Here is a 26,251-nt window from a genome sequence, read left to right as displayed (position 1 = left end):
TGATATAAAAAGCGATAAACATTATATTTATCGCTTTTTTGTTGGTTGAGCTTAAATATTAGCCGACGACTTTTGGTAATAATCCGTTTTCGATTAAGAATGGAACATTCATAATCAATAAACCTAACACTAATGCCAAGAGCAGTGCCAAATTGCCGCCCATTACGCGATAAGGTAAATCCGGATATTTTCTGCGCAATACCCACACAATCCCTACCGGAAGTACTAATCCGTAGAAAGTGAACATTTGACCAGCGTAAGTGAGTACAGCCAAGAAGTCACGATAAAATAGCGCGAATAATAATACCGGTACGAAAGTCAGTAAACTTAATACGATACGATTGGTATTGACCTTGGCGCGTTTTAACAAATCGTCTATACAGTCCAGTAAGGATAAGGAGACGCCTAAAAACGAGGTGACCAACGCCAAGGCAGAGAATAAACGGACTGCGCCGCTGATAAAATTGCTGCCGGTGGCTTGATAAGTGGCTTCTACTAAACCGTTTAAGGTTGGATCTTTACGGATAATTTCCACAAATTGCATTTGACTGAATACACCATGGGTCGCCATTTGCCATAAAATATAGGTAACCAACGGAATGGCAGTACCGATGATAATGGCAATGCGTAAGCGGCGCACATCACCATCAAGATAATTATTAATACTCGGAATGACTACATGGAAACCGAAAGAGGTGAAAAATACGGGGCTGGCAGAAATAATCAGTAAATATTGCAGTGGCATTGCACCTAAATTTTCCATGGTCACTTTTGGCAACATCATAAATAGTACGAATAAAAAAGCGAATATTTTGATGGTGAACAGAATACGAGTAAATGCATCAACCGCATGGGTTCCAATGGTTACCGCAATTGCAAAAATGACAACGAACGCAATAATCGCCAGCGTTCCGGCATTTTCTCCGGCGAAGCTGAGAAATGGTTCCAGCAAATTACCGCCACCAAGGGCATACACGGTTAAAATCGCGTACATAAAAATAATGAGGGATAATGTGGCTAAAATTCGCCCGATAACACCAAAATGTTGTTCGGCAAGGGTAGCAATCCCTGCATCTTTGCGAGCTGCTTTTTGATAGGCTTCCACGAATAATAATGCACTATAAGAAAGTAAAATCCATAATGCGAATAATAAAAGTAGTGTATAACCAAAGCCCATTTCGGCTGAAGTGAGCGGCATAGCAAGCATTCCCGCACCAATTGTTGTGCCTGCAACAATTAAGGCACTTCCAAGAGTTTTGTTTTTCATATTAGACCTTAGATAAAATGAGAAGAATGCTATTCTATCAGAGAGAAAATAAAATTGTACTATAATTTTTACTATTGTAATTATTTATTTACAAATAATGACATGGATCACATTAAAATTGATTGTAATTTTATGCTGAACCGTTAAACTGGCAAAACAACGGAAAAAACAACCTATTGATTATTATCGGAACAGGACATGGAAAAATTAACTTTATTGCCTATTAAACAAATTGAAGGCGAGATTAACTTACCCGGCTCAAAAAGTTTATCCAATCGTGCATTATTGTTGGCAGCCTTAGCACAAGGTACAACACAAGTGACCAATTTATTAGACAGCGACGATATTCGTCATATGTTAAATGCGTTGAAGGCATTAGGTGTCAATTATCAACTTTCGGAAGATAAACGCATTTGTACCATTGAGGGTGTTGGTGGCGCTTTTCAGTGGCAAGACGGATTATCGTTGTTTTTAGGTAATGCGGGAACAGCAATGCGACCGTTGACAGCGGCATTATGTTTAAAAGGAAAGGCGCCGGCGGAGGCGGTATTAACCGGTGAGCCGCGGATGAAAGAACGTCCGATTAAGCACTTGGTGGATGCGTTGCAGCAAGCGGGCGCGGATGTTCAATATTTGGGAAATGAGGGGTATCCGCCGATCGCTATCCGTAATTCCGGTATTCGCGGTGGCAAAATTAAAGTTGACGGCTCTATTTCTTCTCAATTTTTGACTGCACTTTTAATGTCAGCCCCCTTGGCAGAGGGAGATATGGAAATTGAAATTATCGGTGAATTGGTTTCCAAGCCTTATATTGATATTACTCTTGCTATGATGAAAGATTTTGGTGTGAATGTAGTCAATCAAGACTATCAAACCTTTTTAGTCAAAGGAAATCAATCCTATATTGCGCCGGCAAAATATTTGGTGGAGGGAGATGCCTCTTCCGCCTCTTATTTCTTGGCTGCTGCGGCGATTAAAGGAAAAGTGAAAGTGACGGGAATTGGTAAACATTCTATTCAAGGCGACCGCTTGTTTGCTGATATGCTGGAAAAAATGGGAGCGAAAATTACATGGGGAGAGGATTTTATTCAAGCAGAACGCGACGAATTGAATGGCATTGATATGGATATGAACCACATTCCTGATGCGGCAATGACCATTGTCACTACCGCGTTATTTGCGCGTGGTGAAACGGTTATCCGCAATATTTATAACTGGCGAGTAAAAGAAACCGATCGTTTAAGTGCAATGGCGACAGAACTGCGGAAAATTGGTGCAGAAGTGGAGGAGGGTGAGGATTTTATTCGTATTCAACCGTTGGCATTAGATAAATTTCAGGCGGCAGAAATTGAAACGTACAATGATCATCGGATGGCAATGTGTTTTTCATTAGTTGCTTTATCGGATACGCCGGTGACTATTTTAGATCCGAAATGTACTACTAAAACGTTCCCATCCTATTTTAGCGAGTTTGAAAAAATTAGTCTTCGTTAAGATGTAGGATGGTTAATCCTCTTGCAGATAAGAGTTGGCATGATATGCCAACTCTTTTTTACAATGGTTTTTCTATTATATTTTTTCCCTTGTCCGTCCTGCCGTTTTTCACTATAGACTTTGTTCATACCATGTTTTTACCCATTATGGCGTTACCTATATTATGACACCAAGTCCAACATTTCTTGTGCGTTTGCCAAGGCACTTTCCGTAATTTTGCTGCCACCGAGCAATTTTGCCAGCGCTTTTACGCGTTGTTGCGCAGAAAGAGTGGTCATTTTTGTTTCAGTTTTATGATTTACCACCGATTTTTCTACGATAAAATGATGATTTCCTTGGCAAGCGACTTGCGGTAAATGGGTAACGCAAATGACTTGGCATTTTCTCCCTAATTGACGCAACAGTTTTCCGACGACACTCGCGGTAGCGCCACTAATACCAACATCTATTTCATCAAAAATTAAGGTTGGAATATTTGATTTATCGGAACTTAATACTTGCAATGCGAGAGCAATGCGCGATAATTCCCCGCCGGATGCGACTTTTGCTAACGGTTGTGGTGATTGCCCTAAATTGGCGCGCAACATAAAGGTTATCTCATCCATTCCGTTTGCAGAGACTGACGTTTTTTCTGATTGCAAATTAATAGAAAATTCGGCGTTTTCCATGGCGAGTTTTTTAATCGTTTTAGTAACTTGCGCTGCAAGTTTTTCCGCGCCTAAGCGACGACTTTGGCTTAACGTCGCAGCAGCATTGAGCATGGCTTCATAAGCTGCTTTTTCTTGTGCGATTAATTCGCTTTCACTTTCGGAAAAATCCGTTAGTTGTTGCAGTTCTTGCTTTAAAGTGCGGTGTAATTCTGCTAAGTTTTCCGCTTTTACATTGTGCTTGCGCGCTAATTGTAACGCTTGGGTCATACGCTGTTCGATCTCTTGCAGCAATGCCGGATCTTGATCAATACGAGAAGATAAATGCTGAATTTCAGAGGCCGCTTCTTGTACTTGAATTAAGGCTTCTTGTAGCATTTTTTGGATATCGGTATAACTCGGATCGAGATCGCACAATTCATCAATATATTGGTTGGCTTTATGCAACAAATTATCGATACTAAAGTCGTCATTTTCGCAGAGTAATTGCAAGGCAGCTTGTGAAGCTGAAAGCAATTCTTCGCTGGCGGATAATCGCTTATGATCTTCTTCCAATACAGTATATTCATCCGGTTTGAGGTTAAATTCATCCAATTCTTCCACTTGGTATTGTAGCAATTGCTTTTTCGCCTGATTTTCAGCGCATTGTTGCTGAAAGTTTTTTACTTGTTGGTGCAGTAGTTTCCATGTGCGATAGGATTGTTGCATCTGAGCTAATAAGGAGGTGTGTGCACATACGCTATCTAACAATTGTAGTTGGTAGTCGTTTTTGAGCAAAAATTGTGAGCTATGTTGCCCATTGACTTGAACTAAATATTGACCAAGGTCTTTTAATTGCGTTGCCGATACAGGGATGCTGTTAATAAAGGCTTTAGAACGCCCATCATGATTGATAATGCGGCGTAAAATACAATTTTCGGGAAAATCAGGATCTTGTAGTTCATGTTGTGCTAACCATTGGTACGCCGGATTGGTTGGTTCAATATGAAAAGTGGCACAAATATCGGCTCGTTCTTCTCCCTCTCTTAACATACCAATATCGGTACGTTGCCCCAAACAAAGCCCGAGTGCGTCAATTGCAATGGATTTTCCTGCGCCGGTTTCGCCGGTAATGACGGACATTCCTTGGGCAAATTCAATATCAAGATGATGAACGATAGCAAATTGGTTAATGGTGAGTTGAGCTAACATAATGAAATCCTCCACTGTATAAATATTAGTTTATACATGTTTTTATATACAGTAAAGGATTTTTTTAGAAAATTTTAGGCAACGTTTTTTAACCAACCTAATTTTGAGCTTAACACATTGTAATAATTATAATTTTTTAAATGTAGTAAATGGAGCTTATCGGCACTTTTCGCAATATGTACAACAGCATCCGGTGTGAACGGTAGGGCGATTTGGCTGTCGCAGCTGACTTCCAATTGCGCGGTATTGTAGCCGGCAAAGCGAATGGAAATTTTGCTTTCTCCATCAATAACTAACGGACGAGAGGTGAGCGTGTGAGGGAACATAGGTACCAAGGCAATGGCATTAAGTTGCGGGGTTAAAATAGGTCCGCCGGCAGATAAGGAATAGGCGGTGGAACCGGTTGGTGTTGAGACAATTAACCCGTCTGAACGTTGTGAAAAGGCAAATTTATCATCAATATATACATGAAAATCAATCATGTGGGCAATTTTTGTCGGATGGATAACGACCTCATTGACAGCATTTCCTGATTGAATAATTTCAGCATTTCGTTCAATTTTGGCTTCCAATAAAAAACGTTCTTCAACAAAAAATTCGCCACGATCCAAACAGGCTTCCAGTTGCGTATAAGCGTTTTTCGGATCAATATCCGTTAAAAAACCTAAATTACCGCGATTGATGCCGATTAAAGCGATATCGTATTTCGCTAAAATTCGCGCTCTGCCCAACATATTGCCATCACCGCCGATCACGATCGCCAGTTGTGCTTGGCTGCCGATTTCATCCAAGGTAGCGTAAGTTTCTTTGGGTAAAGCTAAATATTCGCCGATTTGCTGTTCGATTAATACCTGATAACCTTTTTCACTTAGCCAATGAAACAGGTTTTTGTGCATTTGCAAATTCACATCATTGCGCGGCTTGCCTACTAACGCAATAGTTTGGAAAGATGCATGTAATGTGTTATTTTCAACAAAATTTCGTGCCGGCATAAAGATCTCTGCTTGTCTAATCAATCACATCTTGAATTCAACGGTTTTATCCTTATATTACACAGAAAGTACATCAGTTGCTAGTAAGTCGCAGTTGAAGTATTCATTTTTATTGTTACAATAGCTGAAATTTTTAATCAATGGAGTAGAGTATGTCAGAGCAAGAACAGAAAATTGAAAATAATGAAGCGGAAGTGGTAGAAATGCAACCAAACAATGTCGAGTTGCAAGCGGAAGAAAGCCAACAAGAAACGGATGCTTTAGAAGAAGCGATTGCTCGAGTTCAGGAATTGGAAGAAAAATTGGCGGAAACAGCCAAAAAAGAACAAGATATTTTGCTACGTACTCGTGCGGAAATAGATAATATCCGTCGTCGCGCGGAACAGGATGTGGAAAAAGCGCATAAATTTGCGTTAGAAAAATTTTCCAAAGATTTATTGGAAACCATTGATAATTTAGAACGCGCTTTAACAACCCCGGCAAATGTCGAAGATGAAAGCGTCAAAGCCTTGGTTGATGGTGTTGATTTAACCTTGAAAGGGTTATTGGCAACCGTTGCACGTTTTGGCGTTGAGCCGGTAGGGGCGGTGGGTGAAACCTTTAATCCGGAGTTGCATCAGGCCATTTCCATGCAACCAACAGAAGGGTTTGAAACCAACCAAATTACGGTGGTGCTACAAAAAGGCTATCTCTTAAATGGGCGCATCATCCGTCCGGCAATGGTGATGGTTGCGGCGTAATTTTAATTTAATCCGTTTTTTATAGCGCAAAGTGCGGTGATTTTTTGTTTGTTTTTTATTAAAAAAGACGAAAAAATCACCGCGCTTTTGTTTCATTCTTCTACCTCTTTATGCGGAAAGCCGCCGAGTTGTTTGAGATGATTAACCATATAGCAAAACAGTTCGGCGGTGCGTTCAGTATCGTAGAGGGCGCAGTGAGCTTGTTTTCCGTCAAAGGGAATGTTTGCCGCTTGACAGGCTTTTACCAAGACGGTTTGACCGAACATAAAACCACTTAAGGTTGCTGTGTCAAATAAACCAAAAGGATGAAACGGATTGCGTTTGATAGCGGTACGTTCTGCCGCCGCCATCACAAAACTTTGATCAAATGCCGCATTATGTGCCACGATTATCGAACGCTGGCAATCCGCCTCTTTTTGTGCACGGCGCACCATTTTAAATAACTCACTAATAGCGATATTTTCCGACACCGCACCGCGCAGCGGATTATGAATATCAATTCCGTTAAATTGTAAGGATTCCGGATTAATATTGGCACCTTCAAATGGCTCAATATGAAAATGGCATTTTTGATCGATTTCCAATAAACCTTGTTCATTCATTTTTAACGTTATCGCCGCTAACTCTAATAAGGCATCAGTTTTTGCATTAAAACCGGCGGTTTCCACGTCGATAATCACGGGAAAATAGCCGCGGAAACGATTTTTTAGTAAGTTGTAATTAGTTTCTTCATTGGTTTGTTGCACATTATCTCCTTGAAAAATAAAGCGTGGCAGAAACCACGCTAAAAAAGCCTATAAAAACGACCACACTTTGGGTACAAGGATTAATTATGTCCTAATCCGTCTTGCGCTTGTTTATTTTCGATAAATTCGATTTTGTAACCGTCCGGATCTTGTACGAAAGCGATAACCGTAGTGCCGCCTTTTACCGGACCCGGTTCACGGATGATGTTACCGCCGGCTTGGCGAACTGCTTCGCAAGTAGCGTAAATATCGTCCACACCAATGGCAAGGTGACCAAATGCGGAGCCTAATTCGTATTCGCTGACGCCCCAGTTGTAAGTTAATTCAATCACGGAAGATTTATCTTCGTCGTCGTAACCTAAAAATGCTAAGGAATATTTGTATTCCGGGTTTTCGCTGGTACGTAATAAACGCATTCCCAATACATCTTGGTAAAATTTAACTGAACGATCTAAATTGCCAACCCGTAACATGGTGTGTAAAATTCGCATAGTATTATCCTTGTTGAATGAGTTTCGGGCATTATATCCTATTTTATCGCAATCATTGAACCAAAATTAACACATTGAAACCACAGTTCAATATGGGAAAATCCGACGGATTTTAACCGTGCTTTGTGTGTTTCTACGGTATCGGTGCGCATCACATTTTCCAATGCGGTACGTTTTTGGCTAACTTCCAATTCACTGTACCCGTTGGCGCGTTTGAATTGATGGTGCAAATCGATTAACAGATCGTTGACTTTTTCTTCATCAAAACGGAATTTTTCCGACAGCACCAATAGCCCATTGGGCGTTAAACCGGCATAAATTTTCTCTAACAGTGCAAGGCGGTCTTCCGGCGGCAGAAATTGCAACGTGAAGTTTAAAATCACCATGGAGGTATTTTTTATTTCTACTTGGCGAATATCATCACATAAAATTTCCACTGGGATATCGCTATGATAAGCATTGACGTGCCGGCGGCAGCGTTCGACCATGGGTTGTGAATTATCAATGCCGATAATTTTCACATTCGGTTGACGAATATGGCGACGCGCGGATAAGGTTGCCGCTCCGTGGGAACAACCTAAATCATAGACGTTGGTATTTTCAGTAACAAAACGTTCGGCAAGCATTCCTATGGCAGTAATAATATTGGAATAGCCCGGTACGGAACGTTGGATCATATCGGGAAATACTTCGGCGACGCTTTCGTCAAAGGTAAAATCACCCAATTTTTCGATAGGTGCGGAAAAAATGGTATCTTTATTCATAAGTGCGGTCATTTTTGCAAAATTTTTAATATTTTAGAAGAAGTTTGCGTTCTACTCAAATAAATTTAGGTATTTAACTTGAGTTTCGGTATAATTTGAACGTTATTTTGTCGAATAAAACGTAATTTAAGTGGTATTAAAAAGGAATACATTATGATGCGAACTCATTACTGCGGTGCTTTAAATCGTAGCCATATCGGGCAAAACGTGACCTTAAGCGGCTGGGTGCATAAACGTCGTGATTTAGGGGGATTGATTTTTATTGATATGCGTGATCGTGAAGGGGTTATACAGGTTTGTTTTGATCCGAAATATCAAGAGGCGCTTACCGCGGCGGCAGCGTTGCGTAATGAATTTTGTATTCAAATTCAAGGCGAAGTGATTGCACGTCCGGAAAATCAAATTAATAAAAACATGGCAACCGGTGAAGTAGAAGTGTTGGCAAAATCCTTGTCGGTTTACAATGCCGCAGAGCCGCTACCGTTGGATTTTAATCAAAATAATACGGAAGAACAGCGTTTAAAATTCCGTTATTTGGATTTACGTCGCCCGGAAATGGCACAACGTTTGAAAACCCGTGCGAAAATTACCAGCTTTGTGCGTCGTTTTATGGATGATCATGGCTTTTTGGATATTGAAACCCCAATGTTGACTAAAGCAACGCCGGAAGGGGCGCGCGATTATTTGGTTCCAAGTCGCGTGCATAAAGGTAAATTCTATGCCTTGCCACAATCGCCGCAATTGTTTAAACAATTGTTGATGATGTCTGGGTTTGATCGTTATTATCAAATCGTAAAATGTTTCCGTGACGAAGATTTGCGCGCAGATCGCCAACCGGAATTTACCCAAATTGATGTGGAAACTTCGTTTTTAACTGCGCCGGAAGTCCGCGCTATTATGGAAAAAATGGTGCATGGATTATGGTTGAACACCATTGGTGTGGATCTCGGTCAGTTTCCAACAATGACTTGGCAAGAGGCAATGCAACGTTTTGGTTCGGACAAACCGGATTTGCGTAACCCGTTGGAGATGGTGGATGTGGCAGATATTGTTAAAGATGTGGATTTCAAAGTCTTTAGCGGTCCGGCAAATGAAGCGAATGGGCGTGTGACCGTGATTCGTGTACCAAATGGTGCCGCGATTACGCGTAAACAAATTGATGAATATACCCAATTCGTCGGTATTTATGGTGCAAAAGGCTTGGCGTGGTTAAAAGTTAACGAACGCGCTAAAGGTTTGGATGGGGTGCAAAGTCCGATTGCTAAATTCTTAACGGAAGAAAAATTGACCGCACTTTTGGATCGCGTGCAAGCGCAAGATAACGATATTTTGTTCTTCGGTGCCGATAAATGGCAAGTGGCAACGGATGCAATGGGGGCGTTGCGTTTGAAATTAGGGCGTGATCTTGGATTGACCGAATTGGATCAATGGGCGCCACTTTGGGTGATTGATTTCCCAATGTTTGAGCTGGATGATGAGGGTAATTTAGCAGCAATGCACCATCCATTTACTTCACCAAGAGATTTTACGCCGGAGCAATTAGAAGCGCGGCCGACAGCGGCGGTTGCCAATGCGTATGATATGGTTATTAATGGTTATGAAGTTGGCGGCGGTTCGGTGCGGATTTTCGATCCGAAAATGCAACAAACCGTGTTCCGCATTTTGGGTATTAACGAACGAGAACAACGGGAAAAATTTGGCTTTTTGCTTGACGCCTTAAAATTTGGGACACCGCCACACGCCGGGTTAGCCTTTGGTTTAGACCGTTTAACCATGTTGTTGACCGGTACAGAAAATATTCGTGATGTGATTGCGTTCCCGAAAACGACCGCTGCGGCGTGTTTGATGACGGATGCGCCAAGTATCGCCAATGCGCAAGCGTTAACCGAGTTGGCGATTGAAACCACGGTAAGCGAATAATGTCAATTGGTGGGGATTGCCCACCATATCTATTTTTTCGAAAGAAGATTGTTGCCGAAAAGTAGCATGTTATTTGGCAGGTTGTTACCCTCAAAAAAGACGATAAAAACCGCACGTTAAATGTGCGGTCAAAATAAATGTTATTTTACCGTGATACGCGCAAATTTACGTTTACCCACCTGATAAACTGCCGTACCTGATGTGATGGCCAATTTGCTGTCTTCAACTTTTTCACCGTCGATTTTGACCCCTCCTTGTTTTACCATGCGCATGGCTTCGGAAGTGGAGTCAACTAATCCCGCGTCTTTTAACAAGTTTGCTAAGCCGGTTTCACCTTCAAATGTAAATTCCGGCATTTCATCCGGCAACGCGCCTTTTTGGAAGCGATTGATAAATTCTTGTTCCGCTGCTTGCGCTTCTGCATCGGAATGGAAACGTGCAATAATTTCTTTGGCTAACAATACTTTAACATCACGTGGGTTGCGACCGGCTTGAACTTCTTGTTTCAGTTGTGCAATTTCGCTTAATGGACGGAAGGATAATAAATCATACCAATTCCACATTAATTCATCAGAAATTGACATGATTTTACCAAACATTTCATTTGGTGTTTCGGTCACGCCAATATAGTTACCGAGGGATTTAGACATTTTTTTCTCACCGTCCAAACCAACTAATAATGGTAATGTGATCGCCACTTGTGGTTTTTGACCGGCGGATTTTTGTAATTCACGCCCCACTAATAAGTTAAATTTTTGGTCGGTTCCGCCTAACTCGATGTCCGCTTTCAACGCCACGGAATCATGACCTTGCAATAATGGATAAATAAATTCATGAATAGCAATAGGTTGATTATTGGTAAAACGTTTTTTGAAATCGTCACGTTCCAACATACGCGCCACGGTATAATTTGATGCAAGGCGGATCATACCTTCAGTACCTAATTGTCCCAGCCAGTCGGAGTTAAATACGATACGAGTTTTTTGCGGATCAAGAATTTTAAAAATTTGTTGTTTATAGGTTTCCGCATTGCGTAAAACATCTTCGTGAGAAAGTGGTGGGCGCGTTGTATTTTTGCCGGAAGGATCGCCAACCATACCCGTGAAATCCCCGATTAAGAAAATGACTTCATGCCCAAATTGTTGGAATTGACGCAATTTGTTTAACACGACGGTATGTCCAAGGTGAATATCCGGTGCAGTCGGATCCGCCCCCAGTTTTACTTTTAATGGACGATTTTCTTTTAGTTTTTCAATCAAATCTGCTTCAGAAAGCACTTCATCTACACCGCGCTTTAGTTCCGCGAGAACGGTATTAATATCAGCCATTGCGAATTCCTACTTATTATTTAAAGACTAAATTTCGTATTATAGAGATTATTCCTGAAATGAAAAGGGTCGTTACGGGATTTATCCTGAATTTCCGCGATTTGTTTGATGGTAACTTAAATGTCGGCAAGGCGGGCGAAATATCCGGTATTACATTAGTGAAAAAAAAGCGTTTCTTTCTGTGGGAAAAGAAACGCCGAAGATTGGAGTGATTATCTATTTTTATGGGATAGATAATAATCATTCTCAAATATAAAGTCAATGGTAAAATGAAAATAATTCTCAATTATTAAAAGTCCACGTAACGTGGGAAAAATGTTTCTCAAGTTTCGTGGACACGTTTCTTATTTTGAGTGGATGGCTTTAATGGTTTTGTAAAAAGTAAGGGCGATGAGATGAAGAACGCTGAATATCGCCTAAAAGTGCGGTATTAACACCGGCTTTTTTCAACAATTGCCACAATAAAAAATGTGCTAAACGGCAACAATGATAATGTTGCCGTAAAGGTTCCACTGTTGATACACCTATTGATTAGAGATGATGTGCAGTCCCATTTTGTCGAGGAGGTCGATACATTTTTGTAATCGGGTTAATTATTCAACCACTCAATGGTTATTTCTACATAGGGGGGCTATAAAGATCGGATTTTTCATTAATTGGCTTCGGTCATTTGTGCTTGTGTGTTTAAAATTAAATCAAGGGTAATCACTGTACCTTGTAAATTTTTAGTAATCATTCGGCTTACGCGGTCTTTACGGCGTGGGGCATCGTTCTAAAGCTAATCCATACAAAATCGAGCTTAATGTGGATCGTGCGGGACTGGCGGTAATCATCCGCACATTTCGATTTTTTTTAGGCGGTTGCCGCTTTGGTTTTACCACACCACTTGCCCGGTAAATTGTGACCATTATGGATAATAATTTCGCCATATCTAACGCCCTAAACACTCTGCGGGAAGTCGGTATTTCGATAGGGTGTGCTGCCTCTACTACGACTTTTTGTTTTCTGTCTTGGGTATTGAGCCAATTAGTTAAGGCGGTTTTGGAATTTCTCACTTTAAGCGGTTAAACCGGCTCTAATCAGCTAATTTTTCTCATTCTCTCATTTTATGTGGTTGGTGACAGTTATTTTTATCTAAGCAAGGAACACTGTTTTTAAGTAAAAGTGCGGTCGGAATTTTATTCGAAAATTGAAATTGTGCCGAATATGCGTACACTTCCACGCCTTCTTGAATGGCTTGGCGCAATAATTTTGCGTAATCGGGATCAATATATTCTGCTACTTTAAATTGATTGAAACCATCATGCAATCCGGCGAAAAAAATGACCGCTCTTTTGCCGAGTTTTTTCATCGCCATTAATTCTCGCAAATGTTTTTGTCCGCGCGTGGTCACAGCATCAGGAAACATCCCTAAATTATGCTTAACCAAGGTAATGGATTTTACTTCCACATAGCAATCCGGCAAGTTTTCACCTTTTAATAAAAAGTCAATTCGACTGTTTTCTTCGCCATATTTGACTTCCGGTAAAATGTTCGAATATATGGCTAATTCCTTGATTTGTTTATGCTGTAATGCTTCAAATACCAATTGATTGGAACGATGGGTATTAATGCAAACTAATTGTCCGTTTGGTAATGCGGTTAATTCCCAAGAATGGGGGTATTTACGTGTGGTACTGTCGGAGGTGGAATACCAAATCCGATCGCCGGGCGCCCCGCAACCGGTCATTGTCCCAGTATTAGCGCAATGGATAGTCAGGACGTCGCCATTTTCTAATTGCACATCAGCAAGAAAACGTTTATAGCGACGCAGTAAAATAGCAGATTGTAAGGTTGGAAATTGCATAGGATTTATCTGAAAAAGTAAAAATGGCACGCCCTATTGGATTCGAACCAATGACCTACGGCTTAGAAGGCCGTTGCTCTATCCAGCTGAGCTAAGGGCGCCTTTCAAATGGATATAAAGAAGTGGTCGGCGAGATAGGATTTGAACCTACGACCCACTGGTCCCAAACCAGTTGCGCTACCAAGCTGCGCTACTCGCCGACGAATGTGTAGCATTATAATTTTCTTTTGCCGACAGTCAATGAATTTTTTAGATTTTTTGCTCAATCGCTCAAATTTATTCCAATTAGGGTTACATAAAATGCTTTTTTCTGACAAAATAGCAAACGTTTACTTTCAGATTGTAAAAGGATCAAAGAATGGTAGCTCAAGTGATTTCCGGTACGGAACTTTCCAAAAAAATTAAACAAGAGGTGGCGCAGAAAATTCAGCAGTATGTGGCGCAAGGTTATCGCCCTGCCGGATTAGCGGTGATTTTAGTCGGTGCCGACCCGGCGTCGCAGGTTTATGTGCAAAGTAAACGCAAAAGTTGTGAGGAAATTGGCTTTTATTCCCAATCTTATGATTTGCCGGAATCCACTTCGCAACAAGAATTGTTGGAATTGATTGATAAACTTAATCAAGACAACGCTATTGACGGGATTTTGGTGCAATTGCCATTACCGGCACATATTAACTCCACGTTGGTGATTGAAGCCATTTCGCCGGAAAAAGATGTGGATGGCTTTCATCCTTATAACGTCGGTCGTTTGTGTCAACGTATTCCAACATTACGCGCTTGTACGCCTTACGGGGTGATGAAATTATTGGAAACCACCGGTGTAGATTTATATGGGCAGCACGCGGTGATTGTTGGTGCGTCAAATATTGTAGGACGCCCAATGGCGTTGGAATTATTGTTAGCCGGTTGTACCGTAACAGTGACCCATCGTTTTACCAAGGATTTGCAACATCATGTGCGCCAAGCGGATATTTTAGTGGTAGCGGTTGGAAAACCGGCATTAATTCCGGGCGAATGGGTGAAAGAAGGTGCGATAGTGATTGATGTTGGGATTAACCGCGTGGATGGCAAACTTAAAGGTGATGTGGAATATGATGTGGCAAGTCGAAAAGCGGCATTTATTACGCCGGTTCCCGGGGGAGTCGGTCCGATGACGGTGGCAATGTTGATGCATAATACCTTGACCTCCTATCAAAATCGGCTCAAATAAGGTTCATATTAAGCGAACGCCTAGGCTGAATTCTCTCATAAAAAACAGGCGAACGCTTAACTTCTTTTGGAATGTTTTTCTAAGTCTGTGATATATTTCCGTACAGAAATATGGTACGCTGAATATCCGTATCAAGATTGACATCATATTGAGATGAGTTATGTGCAGCCTGTGGATGTGGATATCCTAACTAAGTAAAAATTAAGGGGCTGTAGTAGATTAATCCTAAATCTCACAGTAGTCATTTCAAACATTTAAGGAGTGAATTTGAAATTAGATGAACTCGCCAAACTGGCCGGCGTTTCACGCACTACCGTCAGTTATGTAGTCAATGGAAAAGCGAAACAATATCGTGTTAGTCAAAAAACAATTGATAAAATCCAAGCCCTAATTGAACTATATAATTTTAAACCCAATGCCATGGCGGCAGGGTTGCGGGTTGGGCGCAGTTATACTATCGGTTTGATTGTGCCGGATTTTGAAAATATCAGTTATGCCAAAATTACCAATCAACTGGAAAATAAATTTCGTGAGCGAGGCTACCAGCTGTTAATTACTTGTAGCAACGATAATGCAGAACGCGAAATTGATTGCGCCAAACATTTATTCCAGCGTCAAATTGATGCGTTAATTGTCTCTAGCGCCTTGCCAATAGCAACAGATTTTTACACGCAATATAAAAAAACGCCGATCTTTTGTTTTGACCGTCGGTTAGCCTCGGAATGGGTCACGAATTTAATCACGAATGATGAACAAGATGCCTATCGTTTGGCGAGTCAATTGTTGCAGCAAGGTGATTATCAGCAGATATTATTTTTGGGAGCTTTGCCGGAATTACCAATTAGCCGCGAGCGGGAACAAGGCTTTCGTCGAGCAATTGCAAACCATCCGCAGATTGCTACCGATTTTCTCTATGCAAAAAAATTCCATAAAAAGGAGGCGGCAGAAGCGTTTGCCACTTGGTTATCTGATCATGGATTACCACAAGTGATTTTTACCACTTCGTTAACTTTGCTACAAGGGGTTTTTTCGTATTTATTACAACAGCGCGGCAGCATTGATCCCGCGCTTGTGATTGCTACGTTTGGTACGCACGAGATATTGGATGTGTTGCCGAACAAGGCTATTTGTAGTATACAAAATCATGAAAATATCAGTCGTAATTTGGTGGAGTTGGTGATTGGGCAGTTAAATAACTGCAAAACGGAACCAAATCAGACCGCACTTTTACGTGATATTACGAGTCATCATTTCTAATGATACGGAACCGTTGCCGGTAACGGTAGCGGTTCCGGTTTACCTAAAAAGTGCGGTTCTTTTTCGATTAATAAATCCCATATTGTTTGCAAACGGGCAAAAAATTCTCTAAAGCGAACAAAGGTGTATCCTGTTGGATATTCCGCCGCAAAACAGATAGCGTCAATATTGTGATATTTGGCAATAAATAATGCTCTTTCACAATGGAATTTTTGTGTGATAATCGTCATGGAATGTGCTTTAAATATCCGATCAGCACGAATCACTGAATCTAATGTACGAAAGCCGGCATAATCCATATACATAAATTCCGGCGGAACATCCATTTTTTTCAAATCCTTATACATTGTTACCGGTTCGTTGTAATAAATGGTTCGATTATCGCCGCTGAGCAATAAATAATCAATTTTTTTTGCTTTAAATAATTCGTGTGTGGCGAGTAAACGATTGTAATAAAAAAGATTAAGCGTATTTTTAGCAAAATATTTTGAGGTGCCCAGAACTAAGCCATAAGGGCGATAGGGGAGTTTTTGAATATCGGTGTAAATAGCTTGTCGGACATAAAATCCGATAGATTGATCGACTAGGATCAAAAGACCTAAACATAGCAACAAAAATACGACAGTATAATGTAAAGCTTTTTTTGAATATTTTTTACTGCTTTCTTTTAACATGAATGAATATATTTTTGTTAATACCGACATGGGGTTTTATAACTGAAAAAAACACTACCAACACCAACATAATGAAAAATGAATAGGAATTCAAGTGTTATTGTGCGTTTTCTTGGTGGGAGAGGTATTTTTCTTTAGTTGTCACTTTTCTTTGTTTTGCCATAAAATCTTTAGATTTTGAACGTCGGCTTTGCCGACAGCACGCAGTGCGAGCGCAGCGAGTAATGAAAAGAAACCGAAAGAAAGGCAACCCAATTTTACCTTTTTCCTGCAATTGGTTACCATTTCTTTCACGGAAAATTTGAAACTTGCTTGCGTCGGTAGTTCAGTGGGAAAAGTGCGATCGTTTTTTTAATCGTTTTATTATCATTGGTATTGTTTGCTTATAAGAAAAAACCCTTTCATTTGAAAGGGTTTTAGGTTATCTCATTTATCCATTAAAGCGCGATAACGGCAAATAATACGATAACGCTATACAGTACAGATAATCCGTAGAAAATCCAACCGCCGGCAGGAACATGAACTTTAAAATCATGTAATCCTAAGTGTACACGGTGCATACCGCACCACATTGGGAAAATAAGCAAGGCAATAATGGCTAATTTTCCAATCCAAGTATGCGAAAATGCAATGATATTATCCGAGGTCACTAAGCCGAAAGGGAGTAAAAACCCTAAGATTAGGACTAATACAGGGAAAAATACCGCACTAATCGCACCGCCGGCGCCAAATAGCAACCATACGGAAGGTTCATTTGAACGTTTTGGATTTGTTTTTTCCATGTCTTTTCTCCCTATACCAAAATTAAGGCGATAATACTGATTACAGCGGTGATTCCCCAAAATACGCGGTTCACTAATTTGGTGTCGATACGTTCGTTTTTCACGATAATATTCAGCATTTGTGGCGCCATTCTGAAGAATGTGAAGCTGTTAAGTAACACTGCACCTAAGGTAATAATATTTAAAATTACTACGAGCGGATGTTGTAAGAAATTTACAAAGTTAGTTGCAAAGGTATCATTTCCTAAGCAAATTAAACCGTAAAGCAGTTCAAGACAGAACCAAATTGTCGGTAAGGATGTACTTTCACGCAATACATAGAATTTGTAAAAATCTAACTTTTTCCACCATGTCGGTTTTACTTCGCGCACATAACGATTGCGTTTACTTGTTGTCGTTGTCATTCTACACTCCTTACTTTTGCGGTTTTAACATCGCAATGACGTAATCTTTCGCACTTTCGATTTTACCTTGGTTTACTGCGGAAGCCGGTCCTACGTGTTTTGGACAAACTTCGGAACAATAACCGACGAAAGTACAGCTCCACACCCCGTTTTTACCGTTAAGGATTTTCATCCGTTCAGCTTTACCGTGGTCGCGGTTATCAAGGTTGTAACGATGCCCCAAGGTAATAACAGCCGGACCGATAAATTCAGGGTTTAAACCGAATTGCGGACAAGCAGCGTAGCACAAACCGCAGTTGATACACATGGAGAATGTACGATATTTCTCTAATTGTGCAGGCGTTTGTTTTGTACGACTTTTCGCCAATTCAGCCGAAGGATGCGGTTTTCCGTCTAATTCCGGCGCTTGGTTGCCGATAATATACGGTTTGATGCTTTCCAAACTTTCGATAAAATGGCTTAAATCCACGACTAAATCGCGTTCAATCGGGAAGTTAGCCAAGGCTTCAATGCGCATATGGCCACTGTAGTCGCGCAAGAAAGTTTTACACGCCAATTTTGGTTTACCGTTAACCATCATACCGCAAGAACCACAAATCGCCATACGACAAGACCAACGATAAGAAAGTTCAGGCTCAAGTTTATCTTTAATATAACCTAAGGCATCAAGTAATGAAGTTTGGCTATCGTAAGGGACTTGATAAGTTCTTAAGTATGGCTCTTTATCCACTTCCGGATTGTAACGCAATACTTCAACATTCATTATTGCTTGATTAGCCATTTGTATTCTCCTTAGCTTTCACAGCGGCTTCTTGAGCTTCCGCTTCCGCACCATATACACGTTTTGCAGGTTGAGATTTCGTGATTTTCACATCACTGTATTCAATGCGAGGCGCACCTTCAGGATTATAGAAGGCAAGGGTATGTTTCAAATAATTGACATCATCACGCTCAACATAGTCTAAACGTTGATGCGCACCACGAGATTCTTTACGTTCAATTGCCGAGTTGGCGATTGATTGTGCAACGTCTAAGATATATCCCAATTCTACGGTGTAAAGTACATTGGTATTAAACACGCTGGAACGATCAGCGATACGGATACGTTTATAACGTTCTTTTAATTCGGCAATTTTATCTACGGTTTTTTGCATACTTTCCTGAGTACGGTAGATACCGCAGCCTTCTTCCATAGAATCGCCCATTTCATCGCGGATTTGTGACCAAGACTCAGTACCTTCTTGGTTATATAAATCTTCTAAACGACGAATAACATCTTGCGCTTGGGCATCAACCGCGGTTTGATTAACGGAAGTTGCTTCAACCGCACGTTGCGCCGCATATTCACCCGCAACGCGACCAAGCACCACTAACTCAGCCAATGAGTTGGAGCCTAAGCGGTTTGCACCATGCAATCCGGAAGAGGCACATTCACCCACTGCAAATAAACCTTTGATACGGGTTTCGCTATTGAAGTCCACTTCGATACCACCCATGGTATAGTGAACTACCGGACGTACCGGAATTGGCGCTTTTGCCGGATCTACGCCTTCATAGGCTTGCGCTAATTCACAGATAAACGGTAAACGTTCATGTAAATATTTTTCACCCAAATGACGTAGATCCAAATGCACTACATCAACGCCTTTAGCAGTTTTCAAGGTATTACCTTTACGCCATTCTTGCCAGAACGCTTGAGATACTTTATCGCGCGGACCCAATTCCATATATTTGTTTTCCGGTTTACCGATTGGCGTTTCCGGTCCCAAACCATAATCTTGTAAGTAACGATAACCGTCTTTATTGACTAAGATACCGCCTTCACCCCGACAACCTTCGGTCATCAAAATACCGGTATTTGGCAAGCCGGTTGGGTGATATTGTACGAATTCCATATCACGTAACGGCACACCGTGACGATATGCCATAGAAAGTCCGTCACCGGTTACGATACCACCGTTCGTATTGAAGCGGAATGCACGACAGCCGCCGCCGGTCGCGATAACAACCGCATTGGCATTGATTTGTACTAAAGTACCTTCCATCATATTCATGGCAACCATACCGCGTGCATGACCGTTATCGACTAAGATATCTAAGACAAAGTGTTCATCAAAACGTTGAATTTGCGGGTATTGAATGGAAGTTTGGAAAAGCGTATGAAGCAGGTGGAAACCGGTTTTATCGGCAGCGAACCAAGTACGTTCAATTTTCATCCCGCCAAAACGACGCACGTTGACATCACCATCCGCTTTACGACTCCAAGGACAGCCCCAACGTTCAAGTTGAGTCATCTCCACCGGAGAATGTTGAACGAAATATTCAACCACATCTTGCTCACACAACCAGTCACCGCCGGCAACCGTATCATGGAAATGTTTCTCGTAAGAGTCTTCCTCTTTGATGACCGCCGCGGCTCCGCCTTCTGCAGCAACAGTGTGGCTACGCATTGGATACACTTTTGAAACTAATGCAATTTTTAAGTTAGGGTTTGCTTCCGCTGCTGCAATTGCGGCACGCAAGCCACCGCCACCAGCACCAACAATTGCAATATCGACATTAACAGTTTGCACGATATTCCTCCAATAATAGATATGAAAGTAAAAATTAAGGTCTCGTTAGGACACCATATAGGGACGCTCTTATTTTGCCATTATTTTTGAAGAGAAATAACCCTTTTTTATTAAATTCTTGTAAGAATAATTCAGTTTCGTGATCTAGTTCAAAAAAGTTAAACCGAAATTAAAAATTCGGCTATAATTGACCGCACTTTATTTTTGAAGGAAATTTTATCATGTCAACCGATATCGAAATGCAGTGGCAACCGAGTGCGCCAATCAAAAATCTTTTAGCGCGCGCCAAAATCATCAGCGATATTCGACGCTTTTTTACCGATCGCGGATTGCTTGAAGTGGAAACGCCGGTATTAAGCGAGTTTGGCGTTACCGACGTCCATCTTTCTACTTTTAGTACGGATTTTATTGCGCCGCATAATGTGCAATCCAAACGGCTTTGGTTATCAACCAGCCCGGAATATCACATGAAACGCTTGCTCGCGGCAGGCAGTGGCGCAATTTTTCAGTTGTGCCACGTATTTCGCAATGAAGAAGCGGGACGCAAGCATAATCCGGAATTCACCATGCTGGAATGGTATCGACCGCACTTTGATATGTATCGCCTAATTAATGAAGTAGACGATTTGCTCCAACAAATTCTCGATTGCGAACCGGCGGAAAGTTTAAGTTACCAATTTGCTTTCCAAGAATATGTCGGGTTAGATCCGCTTTCGGCAAGCAAAGCGGAACTTGCCGGCAAAGCCAAAGAACACCGTCTTATGGATGCCGATCAACAGGATCGCGATACGTTATTACAATTTTTATTTAGTAGCGTTGTCGAGACTCAAATCGGCAAAGAACGTCCGGTTGCCATTTATCATTTCCCCGCAACACAAGCCGCATTAGCGCAACTTAGCTCCGAAGATCACCGCGTTGCCGAACGTTTCGAGTTCTACTATAAAGGAATCGAATTGGCGAATGGTTTCCATGAATTAACCGACAGTAATGAACAACGGATTCGTTTTGAGCAAGATAATCGATTAAGAGAAAAAATGGGCTTGCCACAGCGCGCCATTGACTATCGGTTCCTTGCCGCGCTTCACGCCGGCGTCCCAAATTGCTCCGGCGTTGCCCTCGGTGTTGATCGCCTTATTATGCTCGCGCTTAGCGAAGAGAGTATCGACCGCGTGATTTCTTTTGCGATAAATAATGCCTAAGGAATTATCTCTTTGCTAAAGATAAAGAAAGTGCGGTCGATTTTTATGCAATTTTAATGAATAACAAAGCGCGAGAGCTATTTTAAAAAGCGCTTTGATTTAATCGAGCCGAATAAAAAAACAACAAAAAGTGCATTAGTATGAAAAGAGAATGAAAATAAAACATAGAAATGTGATCATGATCACCAAATTAATTGAACTTTGTTGTTTTTTTATTGACAGGCGTATATTTCTTTGCCAATATTAGCTCGCCTCGGATTAAGCAAGTTTTGACAGTTCAATTCTTGAAGAGTTCGGCACTAATCTTATAACAAACTTAATTCTGGAAAGGAATTTATTATGAAAAAGACATTAGTAGCATTAGCAGTAGCAGCAATGGCGGCTACTTCCGCAAACGCATTCGTTATCTATGAACAAGATGGAAGTAAAGTTGAGTTAGGCGGTTCTTTCCGTACGTTTTTAGGTAAAGTGGGTGACAAACGTGGTGATTTGATCAACGATAGTTCCCGTATCGGGATCAAGGCAGCCCAAGATTTAGGTAATGGTTTGTCAGCGGTTGCCGGTTATGAAATTCGCTTTGAAGATGGTGAACAACATTTCAAACAAAAGGGGGCGAAAAGCAATTTTGGTAACCCAACGACTCGTAAATTATTCGGCGGTTTCAAATATGATGATGTCGGTACTTTGACTTTCGGTCGTCAAGCAACAAACTCAGATGATGTTGTTCAAGATGCCGCGTACTATCGCTCCGGTGAATATAATCCGCTAACCGGTAGTGCGGATAAATCTGTAAAATTCCGTTCTGCAGAATGGAATGGCTTCAGCTTCGGTGTTGATTACTTATTCGGTCACTCAGATAAAGCTTCAGCTAATGATCAATATAAAAATGGTTATGGTGTAGCAGCATTTTATAACTATGATATCGCAGATGATCAAAAAGTAGAATTTGCTGCGGCGTTTAACCAAAACCAATACGATTTACTGGTAACTTCTGAAACAACGAAAAAAGATCGTAAATGGGTTGTTCACGGTAGTTATACCTACGGTCCGGTTTACTTCGCGCTTAACTATGGACAAACCAAAACTTCAAACGAGTCCCCTATTTCTTCAGATGAGGATAAGAAAGGTCGCTATGCAATGGCAGACTTCCGTTATCAATTCTCTGAGCCTTCTGCATTCTTTGCGCAATGGGAACGTGCGGATGAGCGTACTAGAGTTAAGAATGAGGATGATGTAATCAAAAACCGTTATCAAGTTGGTTTAGACTATAAATTCCACAAAAACGTTGTGGCTTATGCAATTTATGAGCAAGAACGTAAAAAAGGTATCAGTGGTAATACTGAAAAAGACCATATCTATGGTACAGGTTTACGCGTATTCTTCTAATTTGAAGCAATCCTAACGATAAAAAACCATCCTTTTCGGATGGTTTTTTATTGGTATTATATGAAAAACAAGGATATTAAGGCGTTGATATATTAAGAATTGCTATTTTCTAATCCGCTACGGATTTTCGCGTCGAAAAAGTCATAATCTACTAAAAAAGCATCATGACCGTAATCGGAGGGAAATTCGTAATATTGTAAATCCACCTTGCTTTGCTCCAACAAGGCTTTGCTTTTATGCAGATCAATGATTTTAAACAATTGATCATTGCTGACCGCAACAAGGGTATAGCGCGCTTGAATGCGCGAAAGTGCGGTCTTAATATCGACATATTTTAGCGCCGGATCATATAAATCCAAGGCGCGTAATAAATGCAAATAACTGTTGGCGTCAAAACGATCAAGAAATTTTTGTCCTTGATAGCTAAGATAGGATTCTACTTGAAAATAATCACCCCAAAATTCGCCTTCCGCTTTTGTTGCCCGCCCAAAGGCTTTGGCTAATTGTACATCCGTGCGATAGGTTAACATCCCCAACATTCTGGCAATCGCCAATCCTTGTGTCGGCGGCGTTTTGTCATAATAATCCCCACCGTGAAAATTCGGATCATTGATAATTGCTTGGCGCATTACATGATTAAACCCGATAGCTTCCGCACTCAAGTATAGAGATGAACACAAATTGATGACGTTATCCACGTAATCCGGATAATCAATTGCCCATTGAGTCGCCTGCATGCCGCCAAAAGAGCCGCCGATCACGGCATGTAAATGGGGAATTTGTAAATAAGTCAATAATTCGTGTTGCACTTGAATTAAATCTTGCACCACAATATTTGGAAACAAGCTGCCATAAGGCTTTTGCGTTTGCGGGTTAATCGAAGATGGGCCTGTAGTACCTTTACAGCCGCCCAATACATTGGAGCAAATAAAAAAGTATTTGGACGTATCTAAGGCAAGTCCGTCACCCATAAAACTTTGCCACCATCCGCTTCTTTCTTTGGGAGCGGCATGATAAGGTTCTGCATCACCGGTCAACGCATGGCAAATCAGCACTGCATTACTTTTATCCGAGTTTAACTGCCCGTAAGTTTGGTAAGCCACCTCGATATTTTCCAGTTCACCGCCTAAAGCTAAAGAGAGCGACTTATTGGTAAAGAGTAATGCTTTTTGTACTGCCATTGATTATTCCGTCAAAATAATAAATTATTTCCTGACCTCATAAACTACAGCGACAAAGATCTAATGTCAAGAAATTTTAGACGTCTAAACTTCCGGATGTTTAGACTACTTATTATGTGGAGAGCTTTTTGTTGCTAAAGGTGCGTCATTTTATTTCCGGCGAGTACTTATCGTGTGCGTAATAAAAACTCATCTGATTTCTGCGTTTCCTTAAATGCGTAAATCGCGGAAGCGGTAAAAGTGGGATGAGCGAAGTAGGCAAAAAGTGCGGTAAATTTTTTTAATTTTATTGGTTTTCAACCTTCGTCGCGCCAGGAGTCCTCGGTCAGTAGTCGTCCGAAATGGCCTTCTACTAAGCGTTTGGTGATGTCGGTGTGGGGTTGCGTGAATAAGCGTCGAGTTGATCCGTATTCGATCACTTGTCCGTTGTCCATTACCAACACATGATCTGCAATATGTTTGATCATGCCAAGATGTTGCCCGACATAAATATAAGCAATGCCGAGTTTTTCTTGAATTTCCAACATCAGGTTTATGAGTTGGGTTTTTACCGTGGTATCTAATAAGCCGAGAGCGTCGTCTGTGATCACGATTTCCGGTTCTAAAATTAAGGCGCGCGCTAAGGCAATGCGTTGTTTTTGGCTGGCGGACATGGTGTTAATTTTGATATTGGCATGATCCGGATGTAAGCCGACCAAACGCAGGGTGGAAAAGATTTTTTCATTGCGCTGTCTTTCGTCTAAGTTTGTAGTTAAACGCAGAGGTACATCTAAAATTTGTCCAATATTCAATTTTGGATCAAATGCCGAGTTGCTATCTTGGAAAACCATGCGAATATGTTGGGCGCGATATTGATAATCGCCGAAAGTGAGCGGTTTTCCGTCGAAGATAATTTTTCCGGAGGTGGGTTCAATAATGCCGACGATCATCTTTGCTAAGGTCGATTTGCCGGAACCGTTTTTACCAATGATTGCTAAGGTTTTTTTAGGTTCCAAGACAAAGCTGACATTTTCAATGGCGGCGAAGCTATTTACGCCCCAGATTCCGACGGTATCAAAGAAATATTTGGATAAATCTTGCACTTCTAATAAGGCTCTCATTCTTTCACCTCTGTTTTATTAACCGTAAGCGGCATCATTGGCGCTTCTTTTTCTTTGCGCTGATTTTCGCGTAAATTTAACGGATAGTGGCATGAATATTCATGCTGTTTAATGCGGCGAGACGGTGGTTTTACCACACATTTTTTTTGTGCAAAGGGACAACGTGGACCTAAGCGACAACCGATTGGCATTTGTTCCAATAGCGGCACGGTACCTTTTAAGGTACTTAGCCGGCTTTTTAACGGTAGAGGTTGTGAAAAATCAGGAATCGAATGCAGTAAGGCTTTGGTATAAGGATGGTGCGGCATGTCTAAAATGCTTTCTGTAGGGCCGGATTCGGCGTTTTGCCCACAATAGAGGATCACAAAACTGTCGCACCATTCGCTAATACTTTTAATATCATTACTGGCGAGTAAGATAGAGGTGCCTTGGTTTTGATTCATGCTGGAAAGCAGGCGAAAAATTTGACTGCGCGTAATCGACTCAAGGGAGTTGGTCGGTTCATCAGCAATCAGCAGGCGCGGTTGATTGGCGACCGCCATGGCAATCATGACTTTTTGACCTTCACCTTCGGTTATTTCGTGAGGATAGCTGTTCATAATTTCTTTATGATCTTTTATCCCGACACGATGCAGCAATTCAATGGCGCGCCGTTTTTTCCAGCCGAACCATTGCCACCAACGTCCTTTAAAGGTCCAAGCCGGAATATTTTGGATAATTTGTTTGCCGATTTTTTTACTGGAGTCTAAACAACTTAGCGGCTCTTGGAAAATCATGGAAATTTCTTTGCCGATTAATTTTCGACGTTTATTCGGGCTGAGTTTCAATAATTCAATATCGTTAAAACGGAAACGATCGGCACTTACAATCCAGGATTCTTTCACTGCATTGCAAATCACTTTGGCAATTAAACTTTTCCCCGAACCGGATTCACCCACTAAACCGCAAATTTCTCCCTTGTTTAGGGTTAAACTGACGTTATCTACAATTCTGAATTTACCTGTGTTGGTTTGAATATCAATGCACAGGTTACGAATATCAAGTAAAGCCATTGTTCGT

Annotated in this window: 23 protein-coding genes, 2 tRNA genes and 1 pseudogene; 7 read left to right on the top strand and 19 right to left on the bottom strand. The window is 41.2% G+C overall.

From position 1 onward, the window contains the following. Positions 1–58: 58 nt before the first annotated feature. Positions 59–1,267: an aromatic amino acid transport family protein gene (locus CFY87_RS01915; RefSeq protein ID WP_094945608.1), complete on the bottom strand. Its 1,209-nt coding sequence runs from the start codon at positions 1,265–1,267 to the stop codon at positions 59–61. A gap of 198 nt (positions 1,268–1,465) precedes the next feature. On the opposite strand from CFY87_RS01915, the gene aroA reads away from it, so the two are divergent. Beyond that, complete coding sequence (gene aroA, locus CFY87_RS01910; RefSeq protein WP_094945607.1) at positions 1,466–2,761, top strand: 3-phosphoshikimate 1-carboxyvinyltransferase; 1,296 nt, start codon at positions 1,466–1,468, stop codon at positions 2,759–2,761. Between the two features lie 161 nt (positions 2,762–2,922). Here aroA and recN read toward each other — a convergent pair whose 3' ends face one another. Both recN and CFY87_RS01900 read right to left on the bottom strand, forming a co-directional pair. Beyond that, positions 2,923–4,599: a DNA repair protein RecN gene (recN, locus tag CFY87_RS01905; RefSeq protein WP_094945606.1), complete on the bottom strand. Its 1,677-nt coding sequence runs from the start codon at positions 4,597–4,599 to the stop codon at positions 2,923–2,925. Between the two features lie 74 nt (positions 4,600–4,673). Then, positions 4,674–5,591 (bottom strand): NAD(+) kinase, encoded by a 918-nt coding sequence (locus CFY87_RS01900; RefSeq protein WP_094945605.1) that lies wholly within the window; start codon positions 5,589–5,591, stop codon positions 4,674–4,676. Between the two features lie 152 nt (positions 5,592–5,743). On the opposite strand from CFY87_RS01900, the gene grpE reads away from it, so the two are divergent. Further along, positions 5,744–6,331: a nucleotide exchange factor GrpE gene (grpE, locus tag CFY87_RS01895; protein WP_094945604.1), complete on the top strand. Its 588-nt coding sequence runs from the start codon at positions 5,744–5,746 to the stop codon at positions 6,329–6,331. 92 nt (positions 6,332–6,423) lie between these two features. Here grpE and rnt read toward each other — a convergent pair whose 3' ends face one another. From rnt to cmoA, 3 genes are all read right to left on the bottom strand, one after another. Then, positions 6,424–7,077, bottom strand: coding sequence for a ribonuclease T (gene rnt / locus CFY87_RS01890; protein ID WP_094945603.1), 654 nt, complete (start codon positions 7,075–7,077; stop codon positions 6,424–6,426). 80 nt (positions 7,078–7,157) lie between these two features. After that, the gene (gene gloA / locus CFY87_RS01885) at positions 7,158–7,568 is read right to left on the bottom strand and encodes a lactoylglutathione lyase (protein ID WP_094945602.1); all 411 of its coding nucleotides are present in this window, start codon (positions 7,566–7,568) and stop codon (positions 7,158–7,160) included. Positions 7,569–7,606: 38 nt separating this feature from the next. Next, a complete protein-coding gene (cmoA, locus tag CFY87_RS01880; protein WP_094945601.1) occupies positions 7,607–8,332 on the bottom strand; it encodes a carboxy-S-adenosyl-L-methionine synthase CmoA in 726 nt (241 codons plus the stop codon). 153 nt (positions 8,333–8,485) lie between these two features. Here cmoA and aspS point away from each other — a divergent pair, with 153 nt between their 5' ends. Further along, on the top strand, positions 8,486–10,252 hold the full coding sequence (gene aspS, locus CFY87_RS01875) for an aspartate--tRNA ligase (protein ID WP_094945600.1): 1,767 nt from the start codon (positions 8,486–8,488) through the stop codon (positions 10,250–10,252). 140 nt (positions 10,253–10,392) lie between these two features. Here the strand turns inward: aspS and tyrS are convergent, their stop codons facing one another. The 5 genes and pseudogenes from tyrS to CFY87_RS01845 form a co-directional block, all read right to left on the bottom strand. Further along, on the bottom strand, positions 10,393–11,580 hold the full coding sequence (tyrS, locus tag CFY87_RS01870; RefSeq protein ID WP_094945599.1) for a tyrosine--tRNA ligase: 1,188 nt from the start codon (positions 11,578–11,580) through the stop codon (positions 10,393–10,395). A 378-nt stretch (positions 11,581–11,958) separates the two neighbouring features. Then, a pseudogene (locus CFY87_RS01860) lies at positions 11,959–12,069 on the bottom strand (4'-phosphopantetheinyl transferase); the annotation flags it as partial. A gap of 604 nt (positions 12,070–12,673) precedes the next feature. After that, a complete protein-coding gene (gene sfsA / locus CFY87_RS01855) occupies positions 12,674–13,426 on the bottom strand; it encodes a DNA/RNA nuclease SfsA (protein WP_094945597.1) in 753 nt (250 codons plus the stop codon). 24 nt (positions 13,427–13,450) lie between these two features. After that, positions 13,451–13,527 (bottom strand) — tRNA-Arg (locus CFY87_RS01850). Positions 13,528–13,549: 22 nt separating this feature from the next. Next, positions 13,550–13,626 (bottom strand) — tRNA-Pro (locus tag CFY87_RS01845). Between the two features lie 158 nt (positions 13,627–13,784). On the opposite strand from CFY87_RS01845, the gene folD reads away from it, so the two are divergent. Both folD and cra read left to right on the top strand, forming a co-directional pair. After that, positions 13,785–14,636, top strand: coding sequence for a bifunctional methylenetetrahydrofolate dehydrogenase/methenyltetrahydrofolate cyclohydrolase FolD (folD, locus tag CFY87_RS01840; protein ID WP_094945596.1), 852 nt, complete (start codon positions 13,785–13,787; stop codon positions 14,634–14,636). Between the two features lie 267 nt (positions 14,637–14,903). Beyond that, the gene (gene cra / locus CFY87_RS01835) at positions 14,904–15,893 is read left to right on the top strand and encodes a catabolite repressor/activator (protein WP_094945595.1); all 990 of its coding nucleotides are present in this window, start codon (positions 14,904–14,906) and stop codon (positions 15,891–15,893) included. Here the strand turns inward: cra and CFY87_RS01830 are convergent. The 5 genes from CFY87_RS01830 to frdA all read right to left on the bottom strand — a co-directional run bounded on the left by CFY87_RS01830 (position 15,890) and on the right by frdA (position 20,326). Further along, positions 15,890–16,597 (bottom strand): SanA/YdcF family protein, encoded by a 708-nt coding sequence (locus CFY87_RS01830; RefSeq protein ID WP_094945594.1) that lies wholly within the window; start codon positions 16,595–16,597, stop codon positions 15,890–15,892. The genes cra and CFY87_RS01830 overlap by 4 nt on opposite strands. A 407-nt stretch (positions 16,598–17,004) precedes the next feature. Beyond that, the gene (gene frdD, locus CFY87_RS01825; RefSeq protein ID WP_094945593.1) at positions 17,005–17,349 is read right to left on the bottom strand and encodes a fumarate reductase subunit FrdD; all 345 of its coding nucleotides are present in this window, start codon (positions 17,347–17,349) and stop codon (positions 17,005–17,007) included. 11 nt (positions 17,350–17,360) lie between these two features. After that, complete coding sequence (gene frdC, locus CFY87_RS01820; protein WP_094945592.1) at positions 17,361–17,753, bottom strand: fumarate reductase subunit FrdC; 393 nt, start codon at positions 17,751–17,753, stop codon at positions 17,361–17,363. Positions 17,754–17,763: 10 nt separating this feature from the next. Then, positions 17,764–18,534, bottom strand: coding sequence for a succinate dehydrogenase/fumarate reductase iron-sulfur subunit (locus CFY87_RS01815; protein WP_094945591.1), 771 nt, complete (start codon positions 18,532–18,534; stop codon positions 17,764–17,766). After that, positions 18,527–20,326, bottom strand: coding sequence for a fumarate reductase (quinol) flavoprotein subunit (gene frdA / locus CFY87_RS01810; protein WP_094945590.1), 1,800 nt, complete (start codon positions 20,324–20,326; stop codon positions 18,527–18,529). The genes CFY87_RS01815 and frdA overlap by 8 nt, the downstream gene beginning before the upstream one ends. Positions 20,327–20,565: 239 nt before the next feature. Here frdA and epmA point away from each other — a divergent pair, with 239 nt between their 5' ends. Further along, a complete protein-coding gene (gene epmA, locus CFY87_RS01805; RefSeq protein ID WP_094945674.1) occupies positions 20,566–21,525 on the top strand; it encodes an elongation factor P--(R)-beta-lysine ligase in 960 nt (319 codons plus the stop codon). A 339-nt stretch (positions 21,526–21,864) separates the two neighbouring features. Further along, entirely contained in the window at positions 21,865–22,911 is a 1,047-nt protein-coding gene (locus tag CFY87_RS01800; RefSeq protein ID WP_094945589.1) for a porin, read from the top strand. A 92-nt stretch (positions 22,912–23,003) separates the two neighbouring features. Here CFY87_RS01800 and metX read toward each other — a convergent pair whose 3' ends face one another. From metX to CFY87_RS01785, 3 genes are all read right to left on the bottom strand, one after another. Then, positions 23,004–24,092 (bottom strand): homoserine O-acetyltransferase MetX, encoded by a 1,089-nt coding sequence (gene metX, locus CFY87_RS01795; protein ID WP_094945588.1) that lies wholly within the window; start codon positions 24,090–24,092, stop codon positions 23,004–23,006. Positions 24,093–24,388: 296 nt separating this feature from the next. Next, a complete protein-coding gene (locus tag CFY87_RS01790) occupies positions 24,389–25,192 on the bottom strand; it encodes a peptide ABC transporter ATP-binding protein (protein ID WP_094945587.1) in 804 nt (267 codons plus the stop codon). Then, complete coding sequence (locus CFY87_RS01785; protein ID WP_094945586.1) at positions 25,189–26,244, bottom strand: peptide ABC transporter ATP-binding protein; 1,056 nt, start codon at positions 26,242–26,244, stop codon at positions 25,189–25,191. Before CFY87_RS01785 ends, CFY87_RS01790 begins: the two co-directional genes overlap by 4 nt. Positions 26,245–26,251: the final 7 nt, after the last annotated feature.

The organism is Actinobacillus seminis (assembly GCF_002263215.1).
GTDB lineage: Bacteria > Pseudomonadota > Gammaproteobacteria > Enterobacterales > Pasteurellaceae > Actinobacillus_B > Actinobacillus_B seminis.
Note: the sequence above shows the minus strand (reverse complement) of the source record. Positions and strands in the feature narration are given on the sequence as shown.

Bases quoted from the DNA above. Each gene is read 5' to 3' on its own strand.
- sfsA (WP_094945597.1), bottom strand. From the start codon at position 13,426: ATGCAATTTCCAACCTTACAATCTGCTATTTTACTGCGTCGCTATAAA.
- CFY87_RS01830 (WP_094945594.1), bottom strand. From the start codon at position 16,597: ATGTCGGTATTAACAAAAATATATTCATTCATGTTAAAAGAAAGCAGT.
- cmoA (WP_094945601.1), bottom strand. From the start codon at position 8,332: ATGAATAAAGATACCATTTTTTCCGCACCTATCGAAAAATTGGGTGAT.
- CFY87_RS01815 (WP_094945591.1), bottom strand. From the start codon at position 18,534: ATGGCTAATCAAGCAATAATGAATGTTGAAGTATTGCGTTACAATCCG.
- tyrS (WP_094945599.1), bottom strand. From the start codon at position 11,580: ATGGCTGATATTAATACCGTTCTCGCGGAACTAAAGCGCGGTGTAGAT.
- grpE (WP_094945604.1), top strand. From the start codon at position 5,744: ATGTCAGAGCAAGAACAGAAAATTGAAAATAATGAAGCGGAAGTGGTA.
- CFY87_RS01800 (WP_094945589.1), top strand. From the start codon at position 21,865: ATGAAAAAGACATTAGTAGCATTAGCAGTAGCAGCAATGGCGGCTACT.
- aroA (WP_094945607.1), top strand. From the start codon at position 1,466: ATGGAAAAATTAACTTTATTGCCTATTAAACAAATTGAAGGCGAGATT.
- CFY87_RS01785 (WP_094945586.1), bottom strand. From the start codon at position 26,244: ATGGCTTTACTTGATATTCGTAACCTGTGCATTGATATTCAAACCAAC.
- frdC (WP_094945592.1), bottom strand. From the start codon at position 17,753: ATGACAACGACAACAAGTAAACGCAATCGTTATGTGCGCGAAGTAAAA.
- CFY87_RS01900 (WP_094945605.1), bottom strand. From the start codon at position 5,591: ATGCCGGCACGAAATTTTGTTGAAAATAACACATTACATGCATCTTTC.
- gloA (WP_094945602.1), bottom strand. From the start codon at position 7,568: ATGCGAATTTTACACACCATGTTACGGGTTGGCAATTTAGATCGTTCA.
- metX (WP_094945588.1), bottom strand. From the start codon at position 24,092: ATGGCAGTACAAAAAGCATTACTCTTTACCAATAAGTCGCTCTCTTTA.
- epmA (WP_094945674.1), top strand. From the start codon at position 20,566: ATGCAGTGGCAACCGAGTGCGCCAATCAAAAATCTTTTAGCGCGCGCC.
- folD (WP_094945596.1), top strand. From the start codon at position 13,785: ATGGTAGCTCAAGTGATTTCCGGTACGGAACTTTCCAAAAAAATTAAA.
- frdD (WP_094945593.1), bottom strand. From the start codon at position 17,349: ATGGAAAAAACAAATCCAAAACGTTCAAATGAACCTTCCGTATGGTTG.
- CFY87_RS01790 (WP_094945587.1), bottom strand. From the start codon at position 25,192: ATGAGAGCCTTATTAGAAGTGCAAGATTTATCCAAATATTTCTTTGAT.
- aspS (WP_094945600.1), top strand. From the start codon at position 8,486: ATGATGCGAACTCATTACTGCGGTGCTTTAAATCGTAGCCATATCGGG.
- recN (WP_094945606.1), bottom strand. From the start codon at position 4,599: ATGTTAGCTCAACTCACCATTAACCAATTTGCTATCGTTCATCATCTT.
- CFY87_RS01915 (WP_094945608.1), bottom strand. From the start codon at position 1,267: ATGAAAAACAAAACTCTTGGAAGTGCCTTAATTGTTGCAGGCACAACA.